This window comes from Catellatospora aurea, assembly GCF_042663325.1.
GTDB lineage: Bacteria > Actinomycetota > Actinomycetes > Mycobacteriales > Micromonosporaceae > Catellatospora > Catellatospora aurea.
Genome location: NZ_JBHTAC010000058.1, coordinates 18,302 through 42,951 on the forward strand (window position 1 = coordinate 18,302; position 24,650 = coordinate 42,951).

20 protein-coding genes are annotated in these 24,650 nt (G+C 69.2%); 3 read left to right on the top strand and 17 right to left on the bottom strand.

All coding sequences use genetic code 11. From position 1 onward, the window contains the following. Positions 1-76: 76 nt before the first annotated feature. From ACFQO7_RS34060 to ACFQO7_RS34070, 3 genes are all read right to left on the bottom strand, one after another. A complete protein-coding gene (locus tag ACFQO7_RS34060; RefSeq protein ID WP_376810237.1) occupies positions 77-1,192 on the bottom strand; it encodes a trigger factor in 1,116 nt (371 codons plus the stop codon). Between the two features lie 128 nt (positions 1,193-1,320). Further along, positions 1,321-2,445 carry a hypothetical protein gene (locus ACFQO7_RS34065; protein WP_376810238.1) on the bottom strand — a complete coding sequence of 375 codons (1,125 nt, stop codon included), beginning with the start codon at positions 2,443-2,445 and terminating at the stop codon, positions 1,321-1,323. A gap of 354 nt (positions 2,446-2,799) precedes the next feature. Beyond that, a complete protein-coding gene (locus ACFQO7_RS34070; protein WP_376810239.1) occupies positions 2,800-4,851 on the bottom strand; it encodes a hypothetical protein in 2,052 nt (683 codons plus the stop codon). Positions 4,852-6,859: 2,008 nt separating this feature from the next. Here ACFQO7_RS34070 and ACFQO7_RS34075 point away from each other — a divergent pair. Beyond that, positions 6,860-8,122, top strand: a complete 1,263-nt coding sequence (locus tag ACFQO7_RS34075) for a diguanylate cyclase domain-containing protein (protein WP_376810240.1) — start codon at positions 6,860-6,862, stop codon at positions 8,120-8,122. 380 nt (positions 8,123-8,502) lie between these two features. Here ACFQO7_RS34075 and ACFQO7_RS34080 read toward each other — a convergent pair whose 3' ends face one another. From ACFQO7_RS34080 to ACFQO7_RS34140, 13 genes are all read right to left on the bottom strand, one after another. Then, positions 8,503-9,213: a tetratricopeptide repeat protein gene (locus ACFQO7_RS34080; protein ID WP_376810241.1), complete on the bottom strand. Its 711-nt coding sequence runs from the start codon at positions 9,211-9,213 to the stop codon at positions 8,503-8,505. A 263-nt stretch (positions 9,214-9,476) separates the two neighbouring features. Beyond that, a complete protein-coding gene (locus ACFQO7_RS34085; RefSeq protein WP_376810242.1) occupies positions 9,477-10,529 on the bottom strand; it encodes an ABC transporter ATP-binding protein in 1,053 nt (350 codons plus the stop codon). A gap of 9 nt (positions 10,530-10,538) precedes the next feature. Then, complete coding sequence (locus ACFQO7_RS34090; protein WP_376810243.1) at positions 10,539-11,606, bottom strand: ABC transporter ATP-binding protein; 1,068 nt, start codon at positions 11,604-11,606, stop codon at positions 10,539-10,541. A gap of 5 nt (positions 11,607-11,611) precedes the next feature. Beyond that, complete coding sequence (locus ACFQO7_RS34095; protein ID WP_376810244.1) at positions 11,612-12,595, bottom strand: ABC transporter permease; 984 nt, start codon at positions 12,593-12,595, stop codon at positions 11,612-11,614. A 78-nt stretch (positions 12,596-12,673) separates the two neighbouring features. Beyond that, positions 12,674-14,401, bottom strand: a complete 1,728-nt coding sequence (locus ACFQO7_RS34100) for an ABC transporter substrate-binding protein (protein ID WP_376810245.1) — start codon at positions 14,399-14,401, stop codon at positions 12,674-12,676. A 68-nt stretch (positions 14,402-14,469) separates the two neighbouring features. After that, the gene (locus ACFQO7_RS34105) at positions 14,470-15,432 is read right to left on the bottom strand and encodes an ABC transporter permease (protein ID WP_376810246.1); all 963 of its coding nucleotides are present in this window, start codon (positions 15,430-15,432) and stop codon (positions 14,470-14,472) included. 217 nt (positions 15,433-15,649) lie between these two features. Next, positions 15,650-16,312 carry a sigma-70 family RNA polymerase sigma factor gene (locus ACFQO7_RS34110; protein WP_376810247.1) on the bottom strand — a complete coding sequence of 221 codons (663 nt, stop codon included), beginning with the start codon at positions 16,310-16,312 and terminating at the stop codon, positions 15,650-15,652. Positions 16,313-16,369: 57 nt separating this feature from the next. Beyond that, positions 16,370-17,968, bottom strand: coding sequence for a serine/threonine-protein kinase (locus ACFQO7_RS34115; RefSeq protein ID WP_376810248.1), 1,599 nt, complete (start codon positions 17,966-17,968; stop codon positions 16,370-16,372). 415 nt (positions 17,969-18,383) lie between these two features. After that, positions 18,384-18,884 (bottom strand): SigE family RNA polymerase sigma factor, encoded by a 501-nt coding sequence (locus tag ACFQO7_RS34120; protein ID WP_376810249.1) that lies wholly within the window; start codon positions 18,882-18,884, stop codon positions 18,384-18,386. A 107-nt stretch (positions 18,885-18,991) separates the two neighbouring features. Next, on the bottom strand, positions 18,992-19,702 hold the full coding sequence (locus tag ACFQO7_RS34125) for a hypothetical protein (RefSeq protein WP_376810250.1): 711 nt from the start codon (positions 19,700-19,702) through the stop codon (positions 18,992-18,994). A 301-nt stretch (positions 19,703-20,003) separates the two neighbouring features. After that, positions 20,004-20,183, bottom strand: coding sequence for a hypothetical protein (locus ACFQO7_RS34130; RefSeq protein WP_376810251.1), 180 nt, complete (start codon positions 20,181-20,183; stop codon positions 20,004-20,006). 54 nt (positions 20,184-20,237) lie between these two features. Then, entirely contained in the window at positions 20,238-20,792 is a 555-nt protein-coding gene (locus ACFQO7_RS34135; protein ID WP_376810252.1) for a leucine-rich repeat domain-containing protein, read from the bottom strand. Positions 20,793-20,815: 23 nt separating this feature from the next. Next, positions 20,816-21,097, bottom strand: a complete 282-nt coding sequence (locus ACFQO7_RS34140) for a hypothetical protein (protein WP_376810253.1) — start codon at positions 21,095-21,097, stop codon at positions 20,816-20,818. A 291-nt stretch (positions 21,098-21,388) separates the two neighbouring features. Between ACFQO7_RS34140 and ACFQO7_RS34145 the strand changes: the two genes are divergently transcribed. Both ACFQO7_RS34145 and ACFQO7_RS34150 read left to right on the top strand, forming a co-directional pair. Continuing rightward, a complete protein-coding gene (locus tag ACFQO7_RS34145) occupies positions 21,389-22,195 on the top strand; it encodes a tetratricopeptide repeat protein (RefSeq protein ID WP_376810254.1) in 807 nt (268 codons plus the stop codon). A gap of 48 nt (positions 22,196-22,243) precedes the next feature. Then, positions 22,244-23,092 (top strand): WD40 repeat domain-containing protein, encoded by an 849-nt coding sequence (locus tag ACFQO7_RS34150; RefSeq protein WP_376810255.1) that lies wholly within the window; start codon positions 22,244-22,246, stop codon positions 23,090-23,092. A gap of 103 nt (positions 23,093-23,195) precedes the next feature. Here ACFQO7_RS34150 and ACFQO7_RS34155 read toward each other — a convergent pair whose 3' ends face one another. Continuing rightward, complete coding sequence (locus tag ACFQO7_RS34155) at positions 23,196-24,635, bottom strand: M1 family metallopeptidase (RefSeq protein WP_376810256.1); 1,440 nt, start codon at positions 24,633-24,635, stop codon at positions 23,196-23,198. Between the last annotated feature and the right edge of the window lie 15 nt (positions 24,636-24,650).

Below are 24,650 nucleotides of genomic sequence, written 5' to 3' on the forward strand. Positions count from 1 at the left end.
CGTCGGTGCCGTGGCCTACCACCTCTGGCTCCGCCTGCATTGACAGCCGGGCGGCGGCCACGGCCACCATGTCGCGTCAGGGCTCAACCGGTCCGTAGAGGGCGTCGAACGAAACGCGCTCGCCGGTCTGGTCCCTGATCACGACATGCTTCATCAGGTATGCGAGCGCTCTGCTCCGAACCGCCTCGGATTCGTTCGCCTCCTCGCCTGACCCGAAGAGGTCGTGCTGGTGCGCGAGCAGGTCGAGGGTGATTTCCGCGCGGATCCGTCGTGCGATCACACCGGCGAGTTCGGCATCCGCCATCGGCTCGGTCGCTTCCTCTGCCGCGAGGTAGTCGTCCAGGCTCACGCCGATCCGATCCAGGGCCGCGGCCATCCGCTTCTTCTGACGCCGCAGTTCCTCGGCCACCACTGGTGCCGGTGCTTCGATCCCTACCTCGTCGGCGAGCGCGTCAACTGCGCGCTCGCACGCGTCAGCGCGCAGGTGGACGCCCGCGCGATGCAGCAACCGGGTCCTGAGCACCGCGCGGAACTCCGCCAGGTCGGCGAATTCGCCGAAGCGGGCGGCGAATTCGTCGTCGAGCTCGGGCACGGTCCGTTCCGTCACCTGGCGGACCATGATCGATAGTTGTGCCGAACGGCCGCTCTCCCGACCGCCGACGAGTTCGGTCTCGATGCTCACCTGATCCCCTACGCTCAACCCGGGCAGAGCCTCATCGAGTCCTCGCAGTGGATGCCCCGAGCCCACGGTATGGGTGACACCGATCGCCTGCCCGTGCTCGACCGCTTGACCGTGCCGCGTCGCCGCAAGGTCGATCACCACGACGTCACCGGCACGCGCGGCCCGGCCGAGCTGGGTCAGGTCGGCCGCCTGCTCGCGCAGACGCGTCAGGTAGCCGTCGACCTCCGAGTCGTCGAACCCGGTCGTGAGAACGATCTCCAGCCGCGGCGGCGACGGCAGGCGGACATCCGGAAGGACATCGACTTCGGCCACCACCTCCCCGTCCGGCCTGCTGATGATGTCTGGGCCTGCCGTGGCCACCAGGCCGTACGCGCGTAGTAGCGCGGCGGCCTTGGCCGCCGGCTGGTCCGAGGGTTCGGCGCCGGCTCCGTCCTGCCCGGCCGTCTCGGGAGTGAGGGCCGACCATCGAATGGCCAGCCGCCGGGAGCTGAGCCAGCGGACCGTGTACATCAGTTGTTCTCCTCCGGGCGGCATCCTTGGCCACGAGCTGATCGGGACGGTGAATGCGTCTCCTCCGCGTCGCCGGCGGTTGCGGCGTTCCGCTGCGTTCCACGTCCGCCCCGGACGGCTCGCCGGCGCTACCCCAGCCGTCCCGATACCTGAAGGATGCCCAGCAGTAGCGCTGCGGTGATCAAGCCGCTACCGATGAGGTCGAGCCGGATCCATGGGGGCAGTTTCACTCCGGCCCGCGCCGCAGTCTGGCGAATGCGCTGTCCCGAGTCCTCATGCCGGGGCGGCTGTGCGCGCACCGGCAGCGGTTCGTACGGCACATGGTTCATACGCATGTCGGGCTCCGGGAGATAGACGTTGAGCCGGGTGCGTCCGTCGCGGTGCCTGACCGTGCCCGTGGCGCTGACCGGCTCGGCCGCGACGGTGTCCTCACCTGCCGGGTAGCGATGGTTGAGCGCCGTGGCGGCGCGGCCGGGAGCCGGCGGGGTCTTCGTCAGCACGATCGTCGGTGCCGACATCGCGGAACCGGCGGCCGATGCGCTCAACGGCACCGTCTGCGCCTCGCCGTGCGACAGCCGGCCAAGTCCCGCGGCGAGTCCTGCGGTGCCACCGGTTGACGCAGCGGCGCGCGCAGCTTGCTCCAGCACCTGGCCGGCCCGCCGGTCGGCGGTGGCGGCGCGGAGTTCGTCGAGCAGCCGCACCCAGCCGGCCACGTCATGGCGCGGATCCGGCACCGTGCCCGCGAAGAGGTGGGCGAGTCCGGCTTCGGTGAGAAGCACCTGACCGGATACGCCGAGCGCGACGGTGTGCACGGACACGTCGCCGTGCGCCGTTCCGGCCGCGTGCAGATCCAGCAGCAGCCTGGCACTTTCGGCGGCGACGGCCAGCATGGTCTGCGCCGCGACGCCGTCCGGGGCACCCATCTGCTGTGCCAGGATTCGGGCCGGCGGTGCGTCGGCGATCAGCCATCCGTACTGCTCGTCGAACATGGCGTCGATGAGGCCGACCACACCTGGCGGCCGTCGGGTGCCGCTGCGGCGCACGTGCTCGGCCACCCGGCGCACGAACCCCGCGTCGAAGCGGCCCGTATCCTGCACCAGCAGGCCCTCGCAAATCCGGCCGTCAGCGTCCATGAGGGGGTACCACGTCCCCAGCCGGCTGCGACGGCCCGCACCGACGGGTGCGTACTGCCGACCCCCGATCCGCCCCATCAGGGCGGTGCGCAGGTCGTCATCCGTGTTTGCGGCGTTCATCAATGATCCTTTTCATGTGTATGTCCCGGCATCAGCGCCGTCAGTCGATGCATGCCGTCCGAGCCGGTCATGGTCGCGTTACCGGCGTTCCGGCGGGTTCCAGCAGGCACTGCCGCCGACCCTTACAAGGCAGCGGCGTTCAGCAGCACGTCAGTCGTGGTTCAGCAGTATCTGGGACCTTCTTCGCAGCCGCATCGGCACGACGGCGCACGCTGAGGCGAACGGAGAACCCGGCCGCGCTGCGTGCCGTGCGGCGACATCGAACGGTGAGCGACCTCCCCCGTGCCTCACCGCTCGCGCCAGGAGCGAGGGGGCGTCTTCGCACGCGCGAAGGCAGTCTCGCTCCTGGCGTCATCACCTGGGTAGGTAACAGCAGCGCATGCCGGTCCTCACGTTGGAGCGCAGATGGTTTCCGATCTCCGGATCAGCAGCCGTGATCTGGGTCAGCGCCCGTCGGATCGCCTTGCCCACCGAGATCCGAGCGCGTTCGGCACCGTCGGCGAATTTCCTGGTGCGGCCACCGAACCCCGTGGCGGCAGCCAACTCGTCGATGAGCCAACTGCGCTCGTCGCGAGCACGCTCGGCACGAACGACGTCGTTCATCTGCTCGAACTCCTCGATCGCCGTGTCGAGATCCAGCAGGCGCTGCCGGTAGGCCCGCTTGGCCGCCTCGTCTAGCACCGGCTGTGCCGACGAGGACGAGGCGGCGGTGTTGGCGCCTTGCGTGGCGTACCCGGGACCGGCCGCCAGGTCCGAAGCCGCGATCTCGAACCCGGGGTTGGCGATGAGGCTGGCCAGATATGTCATCCCCTTGCTGTCCTCCATCAGGATCGTCCGGTCACCGCTGCGCAGCTCCCAGTGCAGACCGCTACGGGTGCACATGAGCATTGCGGACCGGCTCTCCGCCGGTCGGCTGCCGCCGAAAGCCATGTCGAGGCGCGCCATGGCCGGCGGTGGAGGAGTCATGTTCATCCGCGCCGCTTCCTTCCGGAAGGCGACGAGCTCCTCCTGTGCGGTGGCGAGGTCGCCCGGTCCGTCGCGCAGGCACAGCGCCTCGGCGAGCCGCATCCGCGAGACGGCGGCCGCCGGCCAGTGCTGCAGGCTCTGGTTGCCGTGGACCGCGGCCTCGAAATGCGCCACCGCACGGTGCACCTCGCCGACCGTCAACGACGCCACACCCAGTGCGTGCTCCACCGAGCCGAAGCAGGCCACGCCCATGCTTGCCATGATCGGAAGCCGGCGGAAGGGCAGCAGCGACTCGTAGAGGCACGCGGCTATGCGCTGATCGCCGAGCAGGTGCGCAGCCTCCACCGCCCCGTACATGGTGGCCATCCAACTGCTCGTCATGGGCAACTGTGACCAGTTCTCACCTTCCAACCGGGCCAGCGATCCGCGGGCGAGCCGGTGGTCGCCGGCCATCGCAGCCGCGACCGCGAGCGCGGCGAGATGCGAATTGTCGACAGCGCTCAGCGTCGGCGAGTTGGCCAGATCAAGCAGCGCAGGGACCAGGTCAGCGATGTCTCCGCGATACCAGTGGAGTGCGATCATGTGTGCGCCGTGCCAGCCGGTGGCGTCGACGTCGCCGACCGCCTGGCCGTGCTGGGCACACGCCACGGCCAGCTCCGCGGCGCGGTCCAGCTCCCCGGACCTGATGGTTCGCATCACGTCCATCGCGTCGACCACGAACGCCACTGCGGCATGGTTCTGGTCCTCGATCTGGGCCCGCAGGTCCCGTAGTGACCGCTCGGCATGCTGGTCGCCGGACAGGAACAGGTTGACCGTGCGCCACAGCAGGCCCACCAGGACATCGGCCCGGCGGGAGGTGCGCAGACCGGCGTGGAGGAGCTCACGGACGATGGGATCGCGAAGCCGCGCCTGATGCGGTCCCATGACACAGTGATGCGCCAGGCTGAGCACTTCAGCGAGCGCAATGGGGTCGCCACTGCGCCTTGCCTTGTCGACGGCCGCGAACACGCGCTCGAAGCCACCCTCCCGATAGTCCGCCTCGGCTGCCAGGCGTGCCTGGATCCGTACGCTCAGCGAGGACTCCGGGTCCATCAGCGACAGCGCCTTGACCAGACGCAGTTCGGTCAGCGCCGCGGCGGTCGCGATGCGGTGCTCGTGCACCCACAGGCCGCTGAATCCGATCGCGGCGATCGCCTGCGCCGTGTCGTCGTGCACGCTTTCGGCGAGGCGGTATGCGCGGTCGAACCAGTCGCGACTCGCGACCAGGTTGCCTTCGACGTAGAGCGCCTGCGCTCCGGCGACAAGCAGCGCCTGCAGTCTGGTCTCGGCCGACACCGGCGCGAGCTGCGGGCCGTGGGATCGAGCCGGGTGAGACATCGAGACGAGCGACGCCCGGCTCCGGTCGAACCCGGTACGGGTGGCGGGTACACGCGCACTCATCGCGGTGCCTTCCGACCGCCAACACCGCAGCCGATCGGTTTGGGTGGCGCGGTGGACGCCCGAAGGTGCGTCTGCGATCGGAACGGCCGAGCATCGGCTCGGAACGATGGGAAATGCGGGCATGGCAGAAAGGGGTGTTGCATGGATAGTCCGTTTCGTTGAGCCGGACACCGCCGGTGGCCGCGCGACGGTCCCGGTGCGGGAGTGAGCGAGGCGGCCGACGGTTGTCGTCCAGAAGAACTTCGCGTCTAGCTGGTCGGATTGATGATCCTCAGCGGGCTATCACGTCCATACGAGTCCTAGTGGAAGGCGTGCGACGACGCCCGTGGCACAGGCTGCCGCTCAGCGCGCAGCCGTTTGACCGACAGCAGGAGTGCGGGCCGGCGCTCGCCGCGCCGCCCACCACGGATCCCTCATCGCGACTCCTGCGGCTTGCTGCGACGAACGTCGGCCAAGGTGTGCTGCCATGATGTCGATCTCTCCAGCGTCGGTGTCACGATGAGCTCCCCGCAATCGGAGAAACACTTTCCGCGACCACAAACTGCTGGTGAAGCGCCTGATGGCGACCTCACCGATCATTGCTTCATGCACCCTTGCCCAAGCCTCTGAAGCGCCACTGATGCGCGCCTGACGCACGGAAGACCGACCCGGATGTGCGCCGCAGAAAGCGCAGGCACGGACGGCGACCTGAGGCCGCGGGGTCCAGAATCCCGCTATATGAGAGGCCTTGCCGGGCGTGTCGCCTCACCCGCCCGGCGTTCCATCCGCCGTTCCGCAACACGACGTGCATCGATCCGGGACGCTCCCGGTCACATCACCGGAGCGCACCGCGCCGCCGTTGGCGGGTCGCCGCCCCGCCGCAGAAGTGCCCGAACCATAACGGAACACCGTGGAACGCAAGCGCTCCGTCGGTAATGGTCGAGCTTCAAGAGAAAGCCATGCCCCTGTCACGTCGCAATGTGCTCGGTGCGGGCCGGCTGGGGGCGGTGGCCGCCGCACCGGACCCGCTGGGCATATGCGTGGCGCGGGCGCACCCGCCGCCGCCAGCACGTCGACTGTCTATACCAGCTTGAGCGCACCGTTCGGTGAACAATGACACTGACGGCTCTTACACCGGGCTCGAGGTCGGGCCTGGTGAGCGCCGTCTCGTCCGCCACGATCTGCACGCTGCCGCGCCCACCACCCCGCAGCGGCCACTGCTCGCGTTCGCGCAGATGACCGACATGCTCATCATCGACCACCAGTCACCGCTGCGGGTCGAGTTCCTCGACCGCTCCGGCCCGCGGGGATCCTGCCCACCACGAGCGCCTACCGGCCCCAGGAGATGCTGTCCTCGCACATGAGCGACGCCGCCATCCGCGCCGTGCAGCGGGTCGGCAAGGAACCCGCTACCCAGCTTCCACTGGCGTTCACCGTCGTCACCGCACTTCAACACCACCGGCCCGCCAGCCGGGCACGGCTTCACCCTCGACAGCGACCTGGCTTACTACGAGATCCCTGCAAAGCCCGCCGACCGGGTCCGCTTCATCTGCCTGGACACCAGCCGCCCCCATTCCGCGGACCCCAGGGCGCCATCGACGTGGAGGTCTTCGCCGGCGACCACGGCCGGCTGGAAGGAACCGCCGACAGGGGCGGCGTCTGTCACCCGTCGGGGAGAGCTTCGAGAACAACAAGATCATCACCCAGACCCCCGTCGCGGGCGCTCAGGCGGCGGCAGGCAGCCCCGGTCAGCTACGGGGTATGGGATGGCAGTCGCCGCTGACGAACCGCCGCACCTCGGCCACCCTTGCCGCGATGCTGGGGCGGCCGTCTGCCGTGCCGGGCTGCGTCACACCGAAATCGCCTATAACGATCTTTTCAGAACATTCAGTCACACCCTCACTCCCCGACATCAGCCGAACGACACCGTCCGGGCGGAGCTGGGGTGCTTGTTTGGGGTCGGAGCCATTGTGCCCCCGCAGCTACGGAGAGAGCTTGGTTTAGTACTCACAGCGACTGGAGGGGCAGCATGTCCACCACCGAGGAAAGGGCCGTCGGTCCGTACCACCGGCGTAGGTGCCTTCTGGTCACCGGAGCGCTGGGGATGGTCCTCTTCTTCATCGTGACGTTCGCCCTCTGGGGGTCCGTGCAGACCGCGAAGACCGCGCGCCTGCAGACCGAGTCGATGGCGGCCGACGCGCTGTTCAGCGAGGTCCGGGCGACGGTGGCGCTACAGCAGATGCATCTGCGCCGCTACCAGATCGAGCCGATCGCGGGCAGCCCGGCGATCGACCGGCACCGGCAGACCGCGGCGGCGACGGAGGACGCGCTGGCACAGCTAACGGCCATCGCTACGGCCCGATCTGATGCGCTGCGCCTGCGGGGCGCTCACGCGGAGTACCGCCGCCACGCCGAGCGCCTGATCGAACTCGTCGGCAGCCGGAACAGCGGCGCCGTGCGCTTCGACCAGCGGGCCGTGCAGCCCTCACACCTCGCCCTGCAGCGCGACATCGACCAGGTGTCTCGCCAACAGCACCTTGCGGCTGCGGCCGTCGTCCGGGCGCACGAGGCCACCCAGGGCAGGATCCTCGAGGTGACCATCGCCGGGTCCCTGCTCGGCCTCGGGCTGGTCGTCGCGATCTGGCGGGTGATCTTCTGTTACGAGTGCAGCCTGCTCGCCGCCGCGCGGCGCAGTCAGGACCTGGCGATGCAGGACTGCCTGACCGGCCTGCCCAATCGGGCCTGTTTTGAGGCCAACCTCGAACGGATCGACTCAGGTCCTGCTGCAGGGCACGCGGAGGCGGCCGTCATCATGATCGATCTCGACGGGTTCAAGCAGGTCAACGACACCTTCGGCCACGCCGCAGGGGACGCGCTCCTCACCGAGGCCGGCCTGCGCATGCGACGGGTCCTGCGAGACGACGACGTGATAGCGCGTCTGGGCGGCGACGAGTTCGCCGTACTGATCGAGAACGCGGCTGACCACACCCAGGCCCGAGACGTCGCGCGCCGCATCGCCGACGAACTGGACCGTCCGTTCGACCTGGGTACGGGACCGGTATCGGTCAGCGGCAGCATCGGGGTCGCCTTCGGGCGCGCCGACGAGGCCGCGCTACTGCTGCGCCAGGCCGATTCGGCGATGTACCACGCCAAGGGCTCCGGTTGCGCCATCAGCGTCTACGAGCCGGGCATGGACGCGCGCCCGCCCGCCCGCCCGCGCTCGCTGTGGCGCCCGCGCGGTGCCATCAGGCGACTGACGACGAACGGCCGCCTCGAAGGGAGCACACCGTGACACCGTCCGGCCAGGACACAGCGGTGGAGGAAGGCAGGATCCGTCGAGCTGGCGACCCACCCCGGCAAACCCTGGAAGCCAGATAATCGCCGCAATTCGCATGCAAGCTTCAGAATCACTTCAGATCCTCTGATTAGGCTGACGGCGACAGGTAGTCGCCCGCTCAGCCGGTTCGAGGGCGGCCGGGCGTATGTGCGTCACCCTCCGCGCGGTTGCCCGGCGGCGAGCCACGGCGTGTGAGTGTGGACGTACGTCATTGCGCTGCCTGTGGTGGAGGAGCCGCTTTGCGAGCGGGGTCCGACGAGCGGCTTATCCACGCCCACCTGTCGAACCGACCCTGGCGCCGGTTCGATCCACCCGTCAGGGGCTTCCGCCGCGAGCTAGGCCGCGGGGAGCACCCGAAACTCCTGCTGAGCAGCAGGATGTCCGGCATCGGCAGCGCGGACGCCCCAATACCTCGCCTCGTCCAAATTGTGTGCCAGCAGCGCCAGCCGGGCGGTGACGTACATCGACTCGACGTCACCACCTTGCGCGGCGTGGCGGCACCACGTCGTCGCCGAAGGCAGGTCACCCTTGCTGTGAGCGAGCCGCCCCAGGTAGTAGCCGGCCCTGGTGTAGCCCGCGCCCACCGCCCGCGAGAACCACGCCTCGGCCAGGTGAAGGTTGCCGCGATCCTGATGGAGCACGCCGAGGTTGCACATCGACTTCACCTCGCCGGCCCGCGCCGCCTTCTCGTACCACTCCTCTGCCTCCGCGGTCCTTCGCCGTTCCATCAGGAAGAGCGCGAAGTCGTGCATCGCCGCGCTGCGCCCCCGGCCGACGGCGCTGAGAAACCACCGCTCAGCACCGTCGACATCGCCGGCGTCTTCGAGCAGGGTGGCGAGATTGTGCATCGCCGCCTCGTTGCCGCCGTCCGCCGCAGGCCGATACCAGCGCATCGCCTGGTCCTTGTCTCCGCAGTCGTCATAGAGGAGCGCGACCTTGGCCATCGCGTCGACGTCACCCGCTTCGGCCGCACACAGCCACGCCCGCTCTGCACCCTCGTGATCGCCGGCCATGTAGCACTGGTCGCCCAGCTGAGATTGATCCATCACCACTCCGCTTCGCCTCTGCTGTCGGCCCTTGGGCGTGCCGGTCCGTTCCATCGGAGCCGCCGACCGCCTCACGGCCGATGGAACTCCCCCGACCGTGCCGTGCCCTGCGAGCGACGCGGCGACGTCCGTGGCGCTGCCGCGCACTGTGCTGTCCAGGAACGGCTTAATGGCGTCCGCCGTCAGTCGAGAGCCGTGCCGGCGCTCGTGTGATCCGACGCGCGGCCGGCGGCGGCAGGCCCACCCGGGCAAACCGCTCAGGGTCAGCTTCCAACGACCGGACTCGTCTCGATCGGGAAGTGGCAGGCCGCCGCATGGCCCCGCGGGCCGGCGGCCAGCGCCGGCCGGGAGCTGGCGCACAGGTCCTGCACGTGCTGGCAGCGGGTGCGGAAGTGGCACCCCGACGGGGGTGCGATCGGGCTGGGCACGTCACCGGAAAGCCTGATCTTCGGCTTCGGCGTCGCGCCCCGGGCGACGCCGAGATCCGGGACCGCGGACAGCAGCGCCTGCGTGTACGGATGCCGGGTCGCACCGTAGACGTCCTCGCGGGTCCCCGTCTCGATGACCCTGCCCAGGTACATCACCGCGATACGGTCGCAGAAGTGCCGGACCACGCTGAGGTCGTGGGCGATGAACACGAACGCGATGCCCAGCTGGTCACGCAGCTCCTCCAGCAGGTTCATGACCTGTGCCTGGATCGAGACGTCCAGGGCGCTGACGGGCTCGTCGGCGATCAGGATCTTCGGTTTGACGGAAAGGGCGCGGGCGATGCCGATGCGCTGGCGCTGGCCGCCGGAAAACTCGTGCGGGTACCTGTTGTAGTGCTCCGGGTTGAGCCCGACCAGTTCCAGCAGTTCCTGCACGTGCGCGAGCTCTTGGCGGCGCGGGACGATGCCGTGTACGCGCAGCGGAGTGCCGATGATCGTCCCCACGGTGTGCCGCGGGTTGAGCGAGGAGTACGGGTCCTGGAAGACCAGCTGGATCTCGCGGCGGTAGCGGCGCAGCTGCCGCTCGTTCAGCTGCGCGATGTCGGTGCCCTCGAACCGGATCTGGCCACCGGTGGGCCGCAGCAGCCGGGTGAGCAACCGCCCCGTGGTCGTCTTGCCGCACCCCGACTCACCGACCAGGCCGAGGGTCTCACCCCGGCGCACCGTGAACGAGACTTCGTCGACAGCGTGCACGTACTGCTTGGCGCGGGTCAGCAGCCCGCCGCCACGGGCCGGGAAGCGCATGGACAGGTTCGACACCTCCAGCAGAGGCGGCGTCGGGTCGTGGGCGGTCTCGGCGGCCGCCTGCTGGTCGAGCGGAGAGGCCATGATGGCTCCTTAGGGCAGAAACGGCAGGACCTCGGCCTGGAAAACGGACTCGGGTTGGCGCAGGTGACAGCGGGAACGGTGGTGGGATTGGCCGTGGCGGCCCACGAGCTCGGGCTGCACCGTGCCGCACTCGGCGTACACCAGCCGGTCGCGGAACTCGCACCGCGGCTCGAACGCGCAGCCGGGCGGTGGCGCGAGCAGGCTCGGCGGACTGCCGGGGATGGGCCGCAGTTTGCCGGGCGCGCCGGACAGGGCCGGAACGCTGCGCAGAAGCCCCCACGTGTAGGGGTGCACCGGGTTGGCGAGGATGTCGGACTTGCTGCCGTGCTCGACCGCGCGGCCGCCGTACATGACCAGCACCTCGTCCGCGATCTCCGCGACGACGCCCAGGTCGTGCGTGATGAACAGGACTGCGGACCCGAACTCCTGCTGCAGCTCGGCGATCAGGTCGAGGATCTGCGCCTGGACCGTGACGTCGAGTGCCGTGGTGGGCTCGTCCGCGATCAGCAACTGAGGGTCGTTGACCAGTGCCATCGCGATCATGACACGCTGCCGCATGCCACCGGAGAAATGATGGGGGTAGTCGTCGAGGCGGCGTGCGGCATGCGGGATGCCCACCCTGCCGAGCATGTCGGCGGCGCGCCGTCGGGCCTGCTTGCGCGAAACCCGGTGGTGGGCGAGATATGCCTCGGTGATCTGGTCGCCGACGGTGAAGTAGGGGTGCAGCGACGACTGCGGATCCTGAAAGATCATCGACGCGGCGGCCCCGCGGACACGGCGCATCTCCTCGTTGGGCATGCCGACGATCTCGTGGTCCCCGAGCCGGATCGACCCTGACATGCGGGTGGCCGCCGGATTGTGCAGGCCCATGATCGCCATGCTGGACACGCTCTTGCCCGAGCCGGACTCGCCGACGATCGCCAGCGTGCGCCCGAGCGCGAGCGAGTAGGTGAGCCCCTGGACCGCACAAACGATGCCGTCCGCCGTCGGGAACGACACCTCCAGGTCGGTGACCTCCAGGTATGGCCTGCCGTCCCGGGCCGACCAGACCGGCGCCGCGCTGTGGTTCGTGCTCACTGTGTTCACCTCAGCCTCACCCGCGGGTCGAGAATCGTGTACATGACGTCGACGATCAGGTTCATCACGACCAGCACGGTCGCGCCCAGCAACACCCCGCCCATGAGCACGGGCTGGTCGTACTGCGCGAAGGCGCGCAGGGTCAGCTGACCGAGGCCGGGCAGGCCGAAGATGCTCTCCGTGAAGATCGTTCCCGACAGGGCGAACGCGACGTCCATGCCGAACAGGGTCGCCAGCGGGGTAACCGCGGCGCGTAAGCCGTGGCGGTACACCACCCGGCGTTCGCTGATGCCCTTCGCCCGCGCCGTGCGGACGTAGTCCTCACCGAGCGACTCGATCATCGAGGCACGGGCGTAGCGGGTGTAGGGACCAGCGTTCACCAGCCCCAGCGTCAGCCAGGGGGCCAGCAGGCCCAGCGCCCAGGCCACGGGGTTGTCGAGGAAGGGGAGATACTCCGCGCGCAGACCGGTCGCCGGGGCGATGTACAGCGCGACCATGAGCGCCACCACGAAGTAGGGGACCGCTCCGAGCACGAGCGTGCCACCCACCATCGCCCGGTCGGCCGAGGTGCCCCGGCGGCGGGCGGCGATCACGCCGGTCAGCGTCCCGATGAGGAGGAAGGCGATCGCCGAGCCCGAGACGATCGACACGGTGACGGGCAGCGCCTGGGCCATCAACGTCGTCACCGGCTGGCCGAGGATGTAGGAGTAGCCCAGGCACGGCGCAGCACATTCGATCGTGACGCCGGCGGAGGTGTAGGTACGCCCCGCGACGAGCCCCTGCACATAGGTGAAGATCTGCTGGATCATCGGGTCGTCCAGGTGCAGGTTGGCGGTGATCTCCGCGTGCCTCTCGGGTGTGCACTTGGGCCCGCAGACCACGCCCGCAGGGTCGGTCGGGGCGAGGTAGAACAGGCCGAAACTGGCGATGATCGCCACTAGGACGACCGATATCGCGCTGACGATACGGCGCAGGAGGTAGAGGAGCATGGCACAGCCTTCGCGAGCTCGGATGCGAGAGATTCGAAGCCCGGCCGGCGCGTCCGCGCCGGCCGGGCGATACGCGGGTCAGCTCTTGACGAACATGTTGACGAAGAACGGCAGGCCCATGGTCGGGTCGCCCTCCGCCCCGCCGATGCCGGTGCCGATGACGACGGCCATCTTGTCGTAGTAGCGCGGCAGGGCGACGTACATGCCCATGATCTTCTTGTCGAGCTCGCCCCACTTGGCGGTCGAGGCGTCGACCGGCAGGTTCGAGACCGCGTCGATCTCCGCGTCGAGCGTGCTGTCCTTCAGCATGCCCCAGCTGGTGCCCTCGTCGATGCTCTGCGACCTGAACAGCACCGGGAACCAGCTGCCTCCGGTCGGCCAGTCGGAGCACCAGCCGTTGGGGCTCTGGCCCATGTTGACCGGAGCGTCGTAGTCGGAGACCTTGCCGCGCAGCTCAGCAGTGGCCGTACCGATCGCCTTGACGGTGAAGCCCGCCGCGGTCAGCGCGTCCGTGCGGATCTGGTTGACCTGCTGTGCGAGCGGGCTGGTGTTGTCGTAGTACCAGCTGAGCTCGAAGCCGACCTTGCCCGCCGCCTCCAGCATCTTCTTCGCCTCTGCCGGGTCACCGTTGCCGGTGCCGTCCAGGTCGGGGTGCGGCGTGTACTTCGTGTACCCGGCGACGCTCGGCGGCATGATGGTGCTCGCCGTGTCCGCGACCAGGTCGTTCAGGCCGGCGGCCTTGTAGAGCTGGTCGTACGGGAACGCCTTGGCGATCGCCTTGCGCACCTCCAGCGGGATCTTGCGGGTGTCCATCTGCGTGACGATGGTGCACGGACTCTCGCCCTGCAGCAGCTGCGTCTTCTTCTGCATCAGCTGCGGAATGAGCGTCGCGTCGACGTTGGCGTAGTTCAGCGCGTTGGCGTCGGGACCGCTGCTGTTGAGCACCTGCTGCTGGGTCTTGACGTCCTCGCCGCCCCACTGGAAGTCCCAGCCGTCCACGTACTGGTGCCGGACCGGGTCCGAAGCGGCGTCCCAGTGCTCGTTGCGCTTGAGCTTCAGGCTCGAGCCCGGGGTGTAGGCGCTGAACTGGTACGGGCCGGTGGCCAGCGGGTTGTTCTTGTAGTTCTCCTTGGTGTCCTTGGCCTTCGGGATCGGCGTGAAGGCCGGGAAGGACATGAAGTAGGGCAGGTCGGAGAACGGCCGCGCAAGGTGGATGACCAGCGTGGTGGCGTCCGGCGTCTCGACACCGGAGTACTGGTCGCCGCTCGCGTACGGGCCCTTGTACTTGTCACCGTCCTTGAAGTAGGTGAACTGGTACGTCGGGCTGTTCTTGTAGATGTCGTGGGCGAACAGCCGCTTGACCGCATAGGCCAGGTCTTCGACCTTGACCTCGGAGCCGTCGGCGTACTTGATGCCCGTCTTCATCTTGAAGGTCCAGGACAGCTTGTCCGCGGACACGGTGCCCAGGTCGGTGAGGTCGGGGACCAGCACCGCCTTGCCGCTGCGGATCGCGTACTGCGTCGGCGTGCGGAACAGCAGCCGGCCGATCTCGTTCGTGTCGACGAAGTAGATGTCGGTGGGGTCGAACGTGTTCGGGGTCGACTGCGAGTAGACGGTGATGACCCCGCCCTTCTTCGCCCCCGGCACCTCGGCTGCCGGTCCCTTCGCGGTGGGGTCCATCGTCACGGTCTGCTGGGTGATGCCCGAGCCGCCGTTCGGCTCGCCGGCGCCGTCTCCGCCCGACGGGCCTCCACACGCCGACACTGCCAGGAGCGTGCCCACGGCGAAGACCGTCGTGATACGCATGCGTTTCAAAAACCTACCCCTTTCAATACTGGTGTTCTCCAGCACCGGCGGCGCGGCGGATTGCCGCGTCACCGGCGGGTCTTGGGATCGAAGGCGTCCCGGATCGCGTCGCCGAGCAGGCTCAGCGCCAGCACGAGCACGGTCACGCCCAGCACGGGCAGCCACAGGTAGAGCGGCTCGGCCCGGTAGTAGTTCTGCGCGGCGGCGATGGTCAGCCCCCACGACGGGGTGGGTTCGGTCAGGCCGACGCCGAGGAAGGTCAGGCCCGCCTCTGCCACGACGTAGGCCGGCAGCGCCAGCGACGTCGACACCACGATCGGGGCCACCAGATTGGGCAGCAGCTCCTTGAACATGATCCGCCAGGTGGGCACGCCCAGGACCCGGGCCGCGGCGATGAAGTCACGCTCGCGCAGCGACAGCACCTGGCCGCGGATCAGCCGGGCCAGGCCGGCCCAGCCGAACAGCGACAGCACCGTGATCAGGGAGATGAAGCGGATGTTGGAGACGTCCTCCGGCGTCGCACCGTCCGGGCCGCCGTGGAACAGACCGATCATCACGGCCGGGAAGGCGATGGCGAACAGCAGGACGGGCAGGCTCAACATGAAGTCGATGAGCCACGAGAAGGCCTTGTCGACCCAGCCACCGGCGAACCCGGCCACCATGCCGACCACGACCCCGATGACCGTCGTGATCGCAGCGGTCGTGCCCGCCACGATCAGCGACGGCCGCGCGCCGTGCACCCACCGGGCGAACAGGTCCCGGCCGAGCCGCGGCTCGATGCCGAACCAGTGTTCGGAGTTCGGGCCGACGGTCGGGAAGCCGTACTTGTCCACCAGTTCGAAGTGGTACGTGGTGGGGTCCTGCCCGGCGATGCCCGACAGCACCGGCGCGAACACCGCGATGAACACGAAGAAGCCGCAGATCGCCGCACATGTCATCGCCACCTTGTCCGCGCGCAGACGGCGCAGGGCGATGCGCATCGGCGATTTGCTCGTGGTGTCCACCACCGCGCCGCGGCTGGGGGAGCTCACGGATACAGCGGTGGTGTCCGGGGCTGAACCCACTGCGCACACACCCTTCGTCGGGGAGCAGACGAGGGCCGGGTCTCGGCGTCGCCGCGACTCCCGGCAGCCACCTCGCTGCGAACGGTCACACAGCGCGGTGGGGATGTCTGGGCGCGTTCGCGCCGCGACACCGATCGCGCTACCCGCAGAGTCTCAACCGCGGCTCTGAACTGCCGCTGATCCGCTACTGAACTGGGCGGGGCCCCGCGTTCTGTCGGTGGATCTCGCGGGCGGCGACGGCCGCCGCCAGGCTCCGGAGCATCCGGCGCCTGCGCGCCGCAGGCGCCACGGTGAAGCGCTCGCCTTCGCTCGGCAGCGGAGCACGGCCGATGTCGGGCAGCGGCCCGACCCTGCCGCAGTACTCGGGGAGCATCCGACGCAGCGCGTCGATCGCGTAGTAGGTCTGCGATTTCACTGTGCCGGCCGACAGGCCGAGCACCCGTGCCGCGGCCTGCACACTCATGTCGTCGTGATATCGCAGCGCCAGCACCGCTCGCTGACCGGGCGGCAGTCGACGCCATGCGGCGGCCAAATCCCACAGCTCGTGGGTCGGGTGTTGCGGAGCGGCGCGGTCAGGCACCGTGGCACGAAGCTCGACCGCCCGCGCCCACCAGGAGCCGCGGTCCCGCTCATAAACGGTGCGCAGCTCCCTGCGCAGGAACTCGTCGCTGAACCGGCTGGGCTCCAGGGCCGTCTTCCGGTCGAGCAGGCGCAGCAGGACCGCTTGGACCATGTCCTGGGCGTCCTCATGGCCGCCGCAGATCTCCTGGGCCAGCTGGTGCAGGTGCGCGATCCAGGACCGGGTGAGGGTATGCCCACCGGCCAGCTCGTGCCGATCTCGTTCCACCTCGTACCCCTCGCGGGCCGGCGCGCCGCCACCAGACGATCACGGCGGCAGGCCGTTTCACTGGATGATCACGCAGCTGAAGCGGACCTCGTCGGTGGCGACGGTCGCGGAGCCGACGGTGATCCGGGCCCGGACCACGAGGGAATATCCACCCGCGCAGGACTGGTCGATCGGAACTGAGTAGCGGCTGTCGTCGTTCCAGTCGATCCGCCCCGACCGGGTGACGTTGAAGTCGACGCGCCATGACACGGACGGATTACCGGCGACCACTCCCGACTCGTCCACCGGATACATGCCCACGTGCAAGGTGGCCGGCCCGCGGCCGCCCGCCAGGACGCTGGCGGACCATCTCGTGCGCCAGCACGTGTCCCAGTCGGTGCCGACGCAGTAGGGCTCGGCGACCAGGCCGAAGGCGCTCACCGTCGGTGTCGGTGAGGCGCTCGGCCGCGCCGACGGCGGCCTGGCCGGTCCGCTGCTGGGCCCCGCGCCGGGTGTGGCCGCCGGTGACGGGGTGGCGGGCCCGGCGCTCGGCGACGGAGATACCGACGGCGGAGGCGAGGGTGGCGCTGAGAGAGGGACCGGGTGGTAACTCGGCGCGACCGCCTGCGGCGGTGGCACGAAGTCGGCATCACTGCTGTCGGCGAGGTCCCATCCGAGCAACGCCGTGACGATCACCGCGACACCGGCCGCACCGGCGCCGACCGTCTTGGCCGGCGCCGACCTGCTCCAGCGCGCCCACCTCGACTGGCCTGCCGCGGTCAGTGGCGGCAGCAGGACCAGCAGGAGCAGGACTCGGCGCGAGAGTTCCTTGCGGCCCTCGCGCTCCCAGTCGTCGCCGTAGGCGGCGAAGGCGACCCGGTCCAGCTCGCGCAGCAGTGTCGTCGCGTCTCCCGGCCGGTTGGCCGGGAACTTTGCCAGGCCGCGGCGGGTGAGCTCACGCAGCTCGGGCGGCAGCAGTTCGAGCGGCGGGAGCTCTTCCTCGTGCAGCCGCCGCAGCTGCATGGGGTCGCCCGGCGCCGCGTACGGGGGCCTGCCGGTGACGCACTCGAAGAAAGTCACCACCGCCGCATAGATGTCGGTCTGCGGGTTAGCGTCGCCGAGCGCCCACTGCTCCGGTGCCATGTACGTGGGTGTCCCCGCCGGGACACCCTGCTGGCCCGACGGGGCGGCGATACCGAAGTCGGCGAGCTTGCTCCATCCCCGGTCGTCGACGAGCACGTTCTCCGGCTTGTAGTCCCGGTGCACGAGTCCGCGTTCGTGTGCGGTGGCCAGCCCGAGCAGCGAGCCGCGCAGGACTGCCAGCGCGGCACGGGGCTCCAGTGGCCCGTCGGCCCGCAGCAGCGCGCGCACTGATACGCCGTTGACGAACTCCATCACGATGGCGGCGCCGCGCGAGGACTCCACGTACTCGTACAGGCGGGTCACGAACGCGCTGTCCATGTGCTGGAGGATCAGCGACTCGGCTCTGAAGACCGACAGCAGACCACGGTCGGAGACCAACTCGGGGTTCAGGTACTTGATGGCGACCCAGCTGCCCGTCCGCTCGTGGCGTGCGAGCACCACGAGGCCTGACGCACCTCTACCGAGCACCTTGTGCTCGTGATATCCGGGCACCGTCCAACGGCTCACCGACTCGGCCCCCCACTCGTCCGTCATCGCCGACAATGGCGGCCCGCACTTGCTCCGCGGCGGCACCGCACATCTCCGGGTGGCGTTCCATCGCGTTCCATGGCGCCGCGGGCTGGCGCGATCGCAGGCGCGGGTCGTTCGCGGGTGTGATTCGGGCCCTGGTTGGTCGTCCGAGCGGACGGCAGGACCGAGCGCCCGGGTGCCCGAGCCTGTGTCAGCCGCCGGAGGTGGAGGTCTATTTGCAGGAGACCTCCACCTCCGGTGGTTAGCCGCGGCCCCGCGCCGCGGCGCGGCCCGCCGATGACCGGACACTCCCCCTCGGAGCCACGCTCGGCGCCCAACGGTCCGCGCCCTCAATGCTGCCCCCCGCTTCTGAAGCGGAGCTGATCTACCGTTGAGCTGGCTCCGACGTCGCCCGTCAGCGCGGTGCCGTGTGATGCGGTCAGCTCGAATGTGGGGCGCAGACTGCGAGGTAGCCTCTCCTGAGGCACTGCATCGCCCGAGCGGTCTGACTCTTGACAGTGCCTTGAGCCACACCCAGCGTCGCCGCAGTCTGCGCCTCGGTCAGGTCGAGGTAGTACCGCAGCACTATGACCCGGCGCAGCCGGTCCGGCAGCCGGCTCACCGCGAGCCAGAGCTCGTTGCGTTCCAGCCACTGGTCGATCGGATACGTCGCGGGGCCCTCCAGCGGCGTCGCGGAGGTCACCTCGGGACGCCGCCGGCGACGCCGGTCCCAGTTGATCACAGCATTGACCAACACGCGCACCGCGTACGCCTCGACGTTGTCGACCGATCCGCGCCGCCATGCGACGAACGTGCTCGTCAGGGCCGTCTGGACGATGTCCTCCGCCTGATGCCGGTCCTTGACCAGCCGCACCGCGGTGCGGAGCAGCCGTGCTCGGTGCTCCATCACGAACGCGTCGAACAGGTCGTCTCCAGGCATGGGGGCCTTCATGTCCTGCCTCCGGTCGATAACTCGGTTTCGCACCTGCCGCCGCGCATTGGGTCAGGGGCGTTCCATCGCGTGCCGGACCCTCACTGCGTGGCCCGTCACCGCGCGGTGGCGGCCGCCTCGCTTCTCCTGGCCCGCGCGGTGGCCAACCCCAGTACGAACACGGTGCAGATCGTCAGCAGCACCGCCTTGGCCCCTACGGCGTTGTGCAAGGTCACCGCAGGGTCGAGCGGCCCTCCCGCGCCCAGGCCGGACAGTGCCGACGGGTACCACAGCAACGCGAACCCGTGCGGTGCCTGCTGCGCAGACAACGAGGTGAGGACGTCCACGGCGGTGCTCAGCTCCAGCACGAGGAAGGCTCCCGCAGCCGTCGCGGCGCGGTGTCGAACGCTGTGCGGCCCGCTGACGTGCGGTGCCGCGGCACGTAACAGCACGACCATGCCGAAGCCCCAGGCGGCCGTCGCCGGCAGCGTGTCGAGCAGGGCATCGGTGTACGGCCGGCGCGACAGGATCAGGTCGGGGATCACCCAGACGGCCGAGGCTCCGAGCGCCACGGCCGACGGAACCAGCCAGCCGAACGACTCCGCCGCTCTGGCGTCCATCCGGCGGGACAGCACCCAGGTCAGCACGGCGAGGGGCACCGCGACCACCACACCGGTCGCCACGGTGGCCTGGGCCGTGCCCGCGATCTCCAAGGTGGAGAGCACCGTCATCACACCGGCCGTCAGCGCCAGCTGCCCGAGCGCCACGAGGACCGGCACCGCCAGCAGCCGCAGCGCGGCGTTGCGTTGTATCCACAGCGATGACAAGATCATTTCCCTTCGCTCTGCGAGCGCACACCGGACCAGATCGGCCAGGTCCCGCCCGGGGTGGGGAGAGCTCTGCGCCAACTCCGCGATCTCGACGCCGTAGCGCGCACGCGTCGCCGCCGGGTACAGCAGCAGTGCCGCTCGGATGAACGCAGTGCGCCTCACCGCCGCCCTCCCGTGGTCTGACCAGTTAGGCCGGTTGCGTCTGCCGTGGAGCTCGATGCCGGGACCGTTGAAGCCGAACGCATGGCCGCGCTCTTTCTACGTATGGCGTAGTATCGCACTACGTAGTATTGATCCGTCAATGCCGGATGTCGGGCTCGGCGTCGGCGTCCCGCCTGCCGAGAGTTCCAGCCGGCCGGTCGAAGGACTGTTGCCACACCTCGACCCCGCGCAGGCACGTGTCCGCGATGTCGCCCGCCGCGGCCTGATCGAGCGCACGTCGCAGCGGCGCGTACCGCGCCTGCCCCGGCAACGCCATGTAACACGCGGTGCAGGTCATCCCCAGGGGACCGGACCGCACAGCCGCCGAGGCTCACTGATGGACCGCCACACCCCGCGCGGTGAGTTCCGCAATGACCCGGTCGGCACGGCGCAGCAGCGGTTCCGAGGTGGCCGAGGGCGGACGCCAGTCGAGGCGACGCAACGAACCCACCTCCAGCAGCGGCGACAAGTTGGTCACCGCGGTTCCGGTGAGATCGAGGTCTTCGAGACTCGCCGACCCGGCCAGCGCCGCGACACTTTTGAGTCGTGGGTTCATCGCGAGCGCGAGCACCCGCAGCCGGGGCAGCCCTGCCAGCGGGCGCACGTCGGTGACCTGGTTCTGTACGAGCCACAGCTCTTCGAGCCGAGCCAGGCCCGACAGCGGGCGCAGGCTCTTGACCCCGTTGCCGTCGAGGGACAGCCTGCGCAGGCTTTCACACAGTTCGAGCCCGGCGAGATCGTAGATCGCCGCCCAGTATTCGCCGGCCTCCGCGCGATACTCGCTCCAGTCGAGCTCGGTCAGCTCGCGCAGGCTCTGCTCGGTGACCTCGCCCACCGCCTGGCGCACCGCGATCCACAGATCATGGTCCTTGAAACGGCCACGCATCGCGTGTTCCCCTTCCGCCACGGTCACAGCGACGGGAAGGCGTTCCGCGCCGTTCCGCCGCCGGGCGGCGGGTCGGTCCAGCCGACGGCCGAAGCCGCTTCGCGGACCAGCCGCTCCAGGCGTGGCCCGAACTCCGCCGTGCGCCAGTCATCGCCGGCCCACTCGATACCGATACGCACCACCCACCCGGTGCGAACCCCGCCCCGTGAGGCGATCACCGTGTAGTACACGTCGTCCTTGCGCTGGTCGAAACTTTGATACTCCGCGCGCCAGGCGATGCCCGCTGCCTCGTCGATCCACTCCACGTCGGGAAAAAACCTCACCCGATTCCCCTTTCCTCCGCACCGCGGACACCATCGAGTGCACGGGAATGCCGATCCCCCGCAAGGCGCGCGTCAGCGCCGTCAGCGCGCATCCGCATCCCCGCCATCCGGAAGGCGTTCCACCCAGTCCCGGAGGCTTCGTACGCGCGTTCCGCTGAAGCGGCGGTGAAGGCCCACTGAGGCGTACCGACTTCTGGGTTGGCAGCAACACCCAGATGCACGAACGTTGACCCCACTCGCCCGCACTCCCAGGTAGCGCAAACGAGGAGCCACATGTCCGATCGTCGCAGGGCGGCTGCGGTGAGCGCGCTCAGATCCGGCTTCCTGGAGGAGGCGCTGACACTGGCCGACTCCTGTCGCCCGGGTCGGCCACTCCCCGACGTCGACGAGAGCACTCAACGCTTTGTCGTTCTGGCCGATCTCGCCATCGAGTCCGGCGCGGTTGAGGACGCCGAGCGCTGCCTGCGCGCCGGGCTGGAACACTACACCGGCCGCTCCCCGAACGTACGGGCAGTCATGGAGCTCCGCCGCAGGATCGCGCTCCTACTCGTGGCGCAAGGCCGGGTCACCGAGGCCCTCAGTCAGCTGCGCGAGATCACGGCAGCCACGCAACAGGCCTTCGGGCTGTCGGACCTGCAGTTCGGCCTCGCCGTGAACAGCCTCGGCGTGGCACTGCGATGGACCGGCGACCTCGCCGGAGCTCGCGCCTGCTTCGCAGCCGCCGCGGAAGCCTTCGCCGTGACAGGCCCAGACAGTGAACACACGGCCACCGTGCTGCTCAACCTGTCCGAACTGTCGATGGCCACAGGTGATCCGTCGTCCGGGCTGCGCGGGGCCCGGCGTGCCGTGGCCATCTGGGAGCGGCACGCCGACGGCAGCGACCTGAACCTGGGTGCGGCGGTGGCCAATCTTGGTCGGTTGTTGTACGAGACCGGCGAGCCGTCGGAAGCCGCCCGCTGCTTCAGCCGCGCAGCCGACCTGCTCGCCGGCCACCTTGGGGAAGACCATCCTGAGGTCGTCACGCATCGGCACAATCAATCCATCGCCTCAGCCGAGGCCGCCGAGATGCATGGCCAGTGATCATGGAGCGCTCGGCGGCTCGCGCCGATCCCGAGAGAAGGCGGTTCTGTGCTGATCCCCGAACCTGACGGCCAGTATGCCGGCGTAGCCTCCGTCGGTGACCGCGTCTGGACGACCCACCACCACCACGGCGTCCTGACCGTGCGAGACGCCCTCAGCCGTGAGGTGGTGCGCGAGTTGGAACCGGCTGCCCCGCCGCACGACATAGTCGCCGCACCAGATGGCAGCTGGCTGGCGGCCCGGTGCGGCGACGGGGTCGCCCGTATCTGGGACCTGCCGTCTGGACGGCTCCGGCAGGCCCTCGAAGGACAGCATCACCGGTGCCTGACGCGAGCGCAGGACGGATCCTGGATCGCGGCGGCGACGGGCGACCGGACGGTCCGGCTCTGGGACACCGAATACGGGATGCCACGAGCCGAGTTCTCCGTCGTCTCGCCGGTCAACCACATGACGGCCACACCGGACGGCACCTCACTGGTGCTCGCCTGCGCCGACGGCCGGGTCCGGGTCAGGAACCTGCGCGCGGGCGCACGTAGTCGCCCGCTGGAGGGCACCACCGTGATGCAGATGTGGTCGGTCTCGGCGTCGCCGGATGGCAGCCTGTATACGGGTGCGGCTATTGCCCGGGACGTACAGCTCTGGGACGCCGCGACCGGGCGGCGCCTGCGGGTGCTGTGGGGGCACTCCGACCACGTCAGGGATGTCGCGTTCTCACCCGACGGCCGCTGGTTCGCGAGCAGCAGCTATGACGCCACCGTGCGGATCTGGCACCCCGACGCGCAGGACTCGGCGGTCAGACCGCTTTCCGAAGCACCGGACAGCCGCCTTTGTTGGCTGCCCGACAGCACGGGCCTGTGTGTCATCGTCGCAGGCAGGCCCGTGACGGTAGCCGTCTAGCCGGTCTCGCTGCCGCCGTCGGCGACGGCGGCAGCGAGACCGCAGGCGGTGACGGCCGGCCAGCCCCGCGTGGCGCTGACGCCGACCGCCTGCACAGATCTGGCTATTTCGGCGTGACAGCGGAGTCGAGCCAGGTATTCACCGTCTTGGTGAAGTCGCGCCCGGTGTGTTCGTTGACGAAGGCGATCAGCGATGCCCGGTCCTGCACGGTGTTGCGATGGTTCTGCACCCAGTCCTTCGCGAGAGCGAAGAACGCCTTGTCGCCGACTTGTTTGTGGATCTGACGCAGCATCAGCGCGGGCGGAACGTAGGAGGCGTGTGAACCGAACTCATCCTTGCGCGGTTTGCCGGGCGGCCCGAACTTCTTCCGCAGCTCGCCGTCCTGGATCCGGGCGCGAAACTCCCACTCGTCCAACGAGTACAGATCGCGCTCGGACTCGAACAACGCCTGGACGTAGGTGGCCCACCCTTCGTTGAGCCAGAGATCACTCCAATTCGAGGTAGTGACCGTGTCGCCGAACCAGTGATGCGCGTACTCGTGGAAGAGCACCGACTCCACAGCGGCGGCTATGCTTTCCTTGGGACGGTCGCGCCGAACCGCCGAGCCGAGGGTGACCATCTGCTGGGTCTCCATGCCCGAGGGCGAAGGCACGGTCACCGTGCCCGCAGTGGGGAACGGGTACCGGCCGAAACGCTGTTCCAGCCACGCGAGCAGGCGCGGCGAACCTCGCACGACATCTTTGACCAGGGCGTCAGCACTGGGATCGAACCAGTAGGTAAGTGGCAGCCCGCCGGGTCCGGTGGCGGTCTCCCTGGCGAAACGATCGACCGCCAGGGTGGTCAGGTAGGAGGCGGCCGGATCGGACGACGTGTACCGGTAGGTGTTCCCCTCCTGTCCCGCCGGTGTGCCGCTGGCGACTCCCGACCACCCGTCCGGCACCGTGATCTGGATGTCGTAGAGGGCCTTGTCGGATGGGTGCTCGTTGACCGGATACCAGGTGAACGCCCCGAACGGTTCCTGCATGGTCCACAACGAGTGGCGGTCGGTCACCCGCATGCCGAGCGCTTCGAAGTCGGTCCGTTTGGTGGGGGCGCGCACCGGCTTGGGGGTGCCGTGATACTTCACGACCAGCGTGCTGTGGCTGTCCTTGGCACGTTCGGCGACCACGGAAAGTTTGTCGGCGCGGTGCGAGCCGGACTCGATGGCGTTGTCCAATGTCACTGAGTCGACGCTGAGGGCGGAGGAGAAGTCGAGCCGCAGTTCGTTCAGGTCGGTGGTCACACGAAGACGGATCGTGGCGATGCCGTGCAGGGTGTCGGTCTCCGGTGTCCAGCTCAGTTCGAGTCCGTAGTGCAGGACGTCGACGCCGGCGTTGCCGTACTCGGGGTATACCGGGTCCACGATCGGCTGTGATACGCCGGCCCCCCAGGTGGAGTAGTCCGGCTGAGCGCCCTTCGGGTCGGTTGGGGGCGCGGTCTGCGTCGTGCAGGCGGCCAAGGCCAGGCACAAGGCCGAGACGACGAGAATGCGTTGGGGGGGCATGGCCTGCTTTCGGGT

Excerpts from the sequence above, each read along its gene's own strand:
- ACFQO7_RS34060 (WP_376810237.1), bottom strand. The coding sequence starts at position 1,192 with ATGTACACGGTCCGCTGGCTCAGCTCCCGGCGGCTGGCCATTCGATGG.
- ACFQO7_RS34065 (WP_376810238.1), bottom strand. The coding sequence starts at position 2,445 with ATGAACGCCGCAAACACGGATGACGACCTGCGCACCGCCCTGATGGGG.
- ACFQO7_RS34070 (WP_376810239.1), bottom strand. The coding sequence starts at position 4,851 with ATGAGTGCGCGTGTACCCGCCACCCGTACCGGGTTCGACCGGAGCCGG.
- ACFQO7_RS34075 (WP_376810240.1), top strand. The coding sequence starts at position 6,860 with ATGTCCACCACCGAGGAAAGGGCCGTCGGTCCGTACCACCGGCGTAGG.
- ACFQO7_RS34080 (WP_376810241.1), bottom strand. The coding sequence starts at position 9,213 with ATGGATCAATCTCAGCTGGGCGACCAGTGCTACATGGCCGGCGATCAC.
- ACFQO7_RS34085 (WP_376810242.1), bottom strand. The coding sequence starts at position 10,529 with ATGGCCTCTCCGCTCGACCAGCAGGCGGCCGCCGAGACCGCCCACGAC.
- ACFQO7_RS34095 (WP_376810244.1), bottom strand. The coding sequence starts at position 12,595 with ATGCTCCTCTACCTCCTGCGCCGTATCGTCAGCGCGATATCGGTCGTC.
- ACFQO7_RS34100 (WP_376810245.1), bottom strand. The coding sequence starts at position 14,401 with ATGCGTATCACGACGGTCTTCGCCGTGGGCACGCTCCTGGCAGTGTCG.
- ACFQO7_RS34115 (WP_376810248.1), bottom strand. The coding sequence starts at position 17,968 with ATGACGGACGAGTGGGGGGCCGAGTCGGTGAGCCGTTGGACGGTGCCC.
- ACFQO7_RS34120 (WP_376810249.1), bottom strand. The coding sequence starts at position 18,884 with ATGCCTGGAGACGACCTGTTCGACGCGTTCGTGATGGAGCACCGAGCA.
- ACFQO7_RS34130 (WP_376810251.1), bottom strand. The coding sequence starts at position 20,183 with ATGGCGTTGCCGGGGCAGGCGCGGTACGCGCCGCTGCGACGTGCGCTC.
- ACFQO7_RS34135 (WP_376810252.1), bottom strand. The coding sequence starts at position 20,792 with ATGCGTGGCCGTTTCAAGGACCATGATCTGTGGATCGCGGTGCGCCAG.
- ACFQO7_RS34145 (WP_376810254.1), top strand. The coding sequence starts at position 21,389 with ATGTCCGATCGTCGCAGGGCGGCTGCGGTGAGCGCGCTCAGATCCGGC.
- ACFQO7_RS34155 (WP_376810256.1), bottom strand. The coding sequence starts at position 24,635 with ATGCCCCCCCAACGCATTCTCGTCGTCTCGGCCTTGTGCCTGGCCTTG.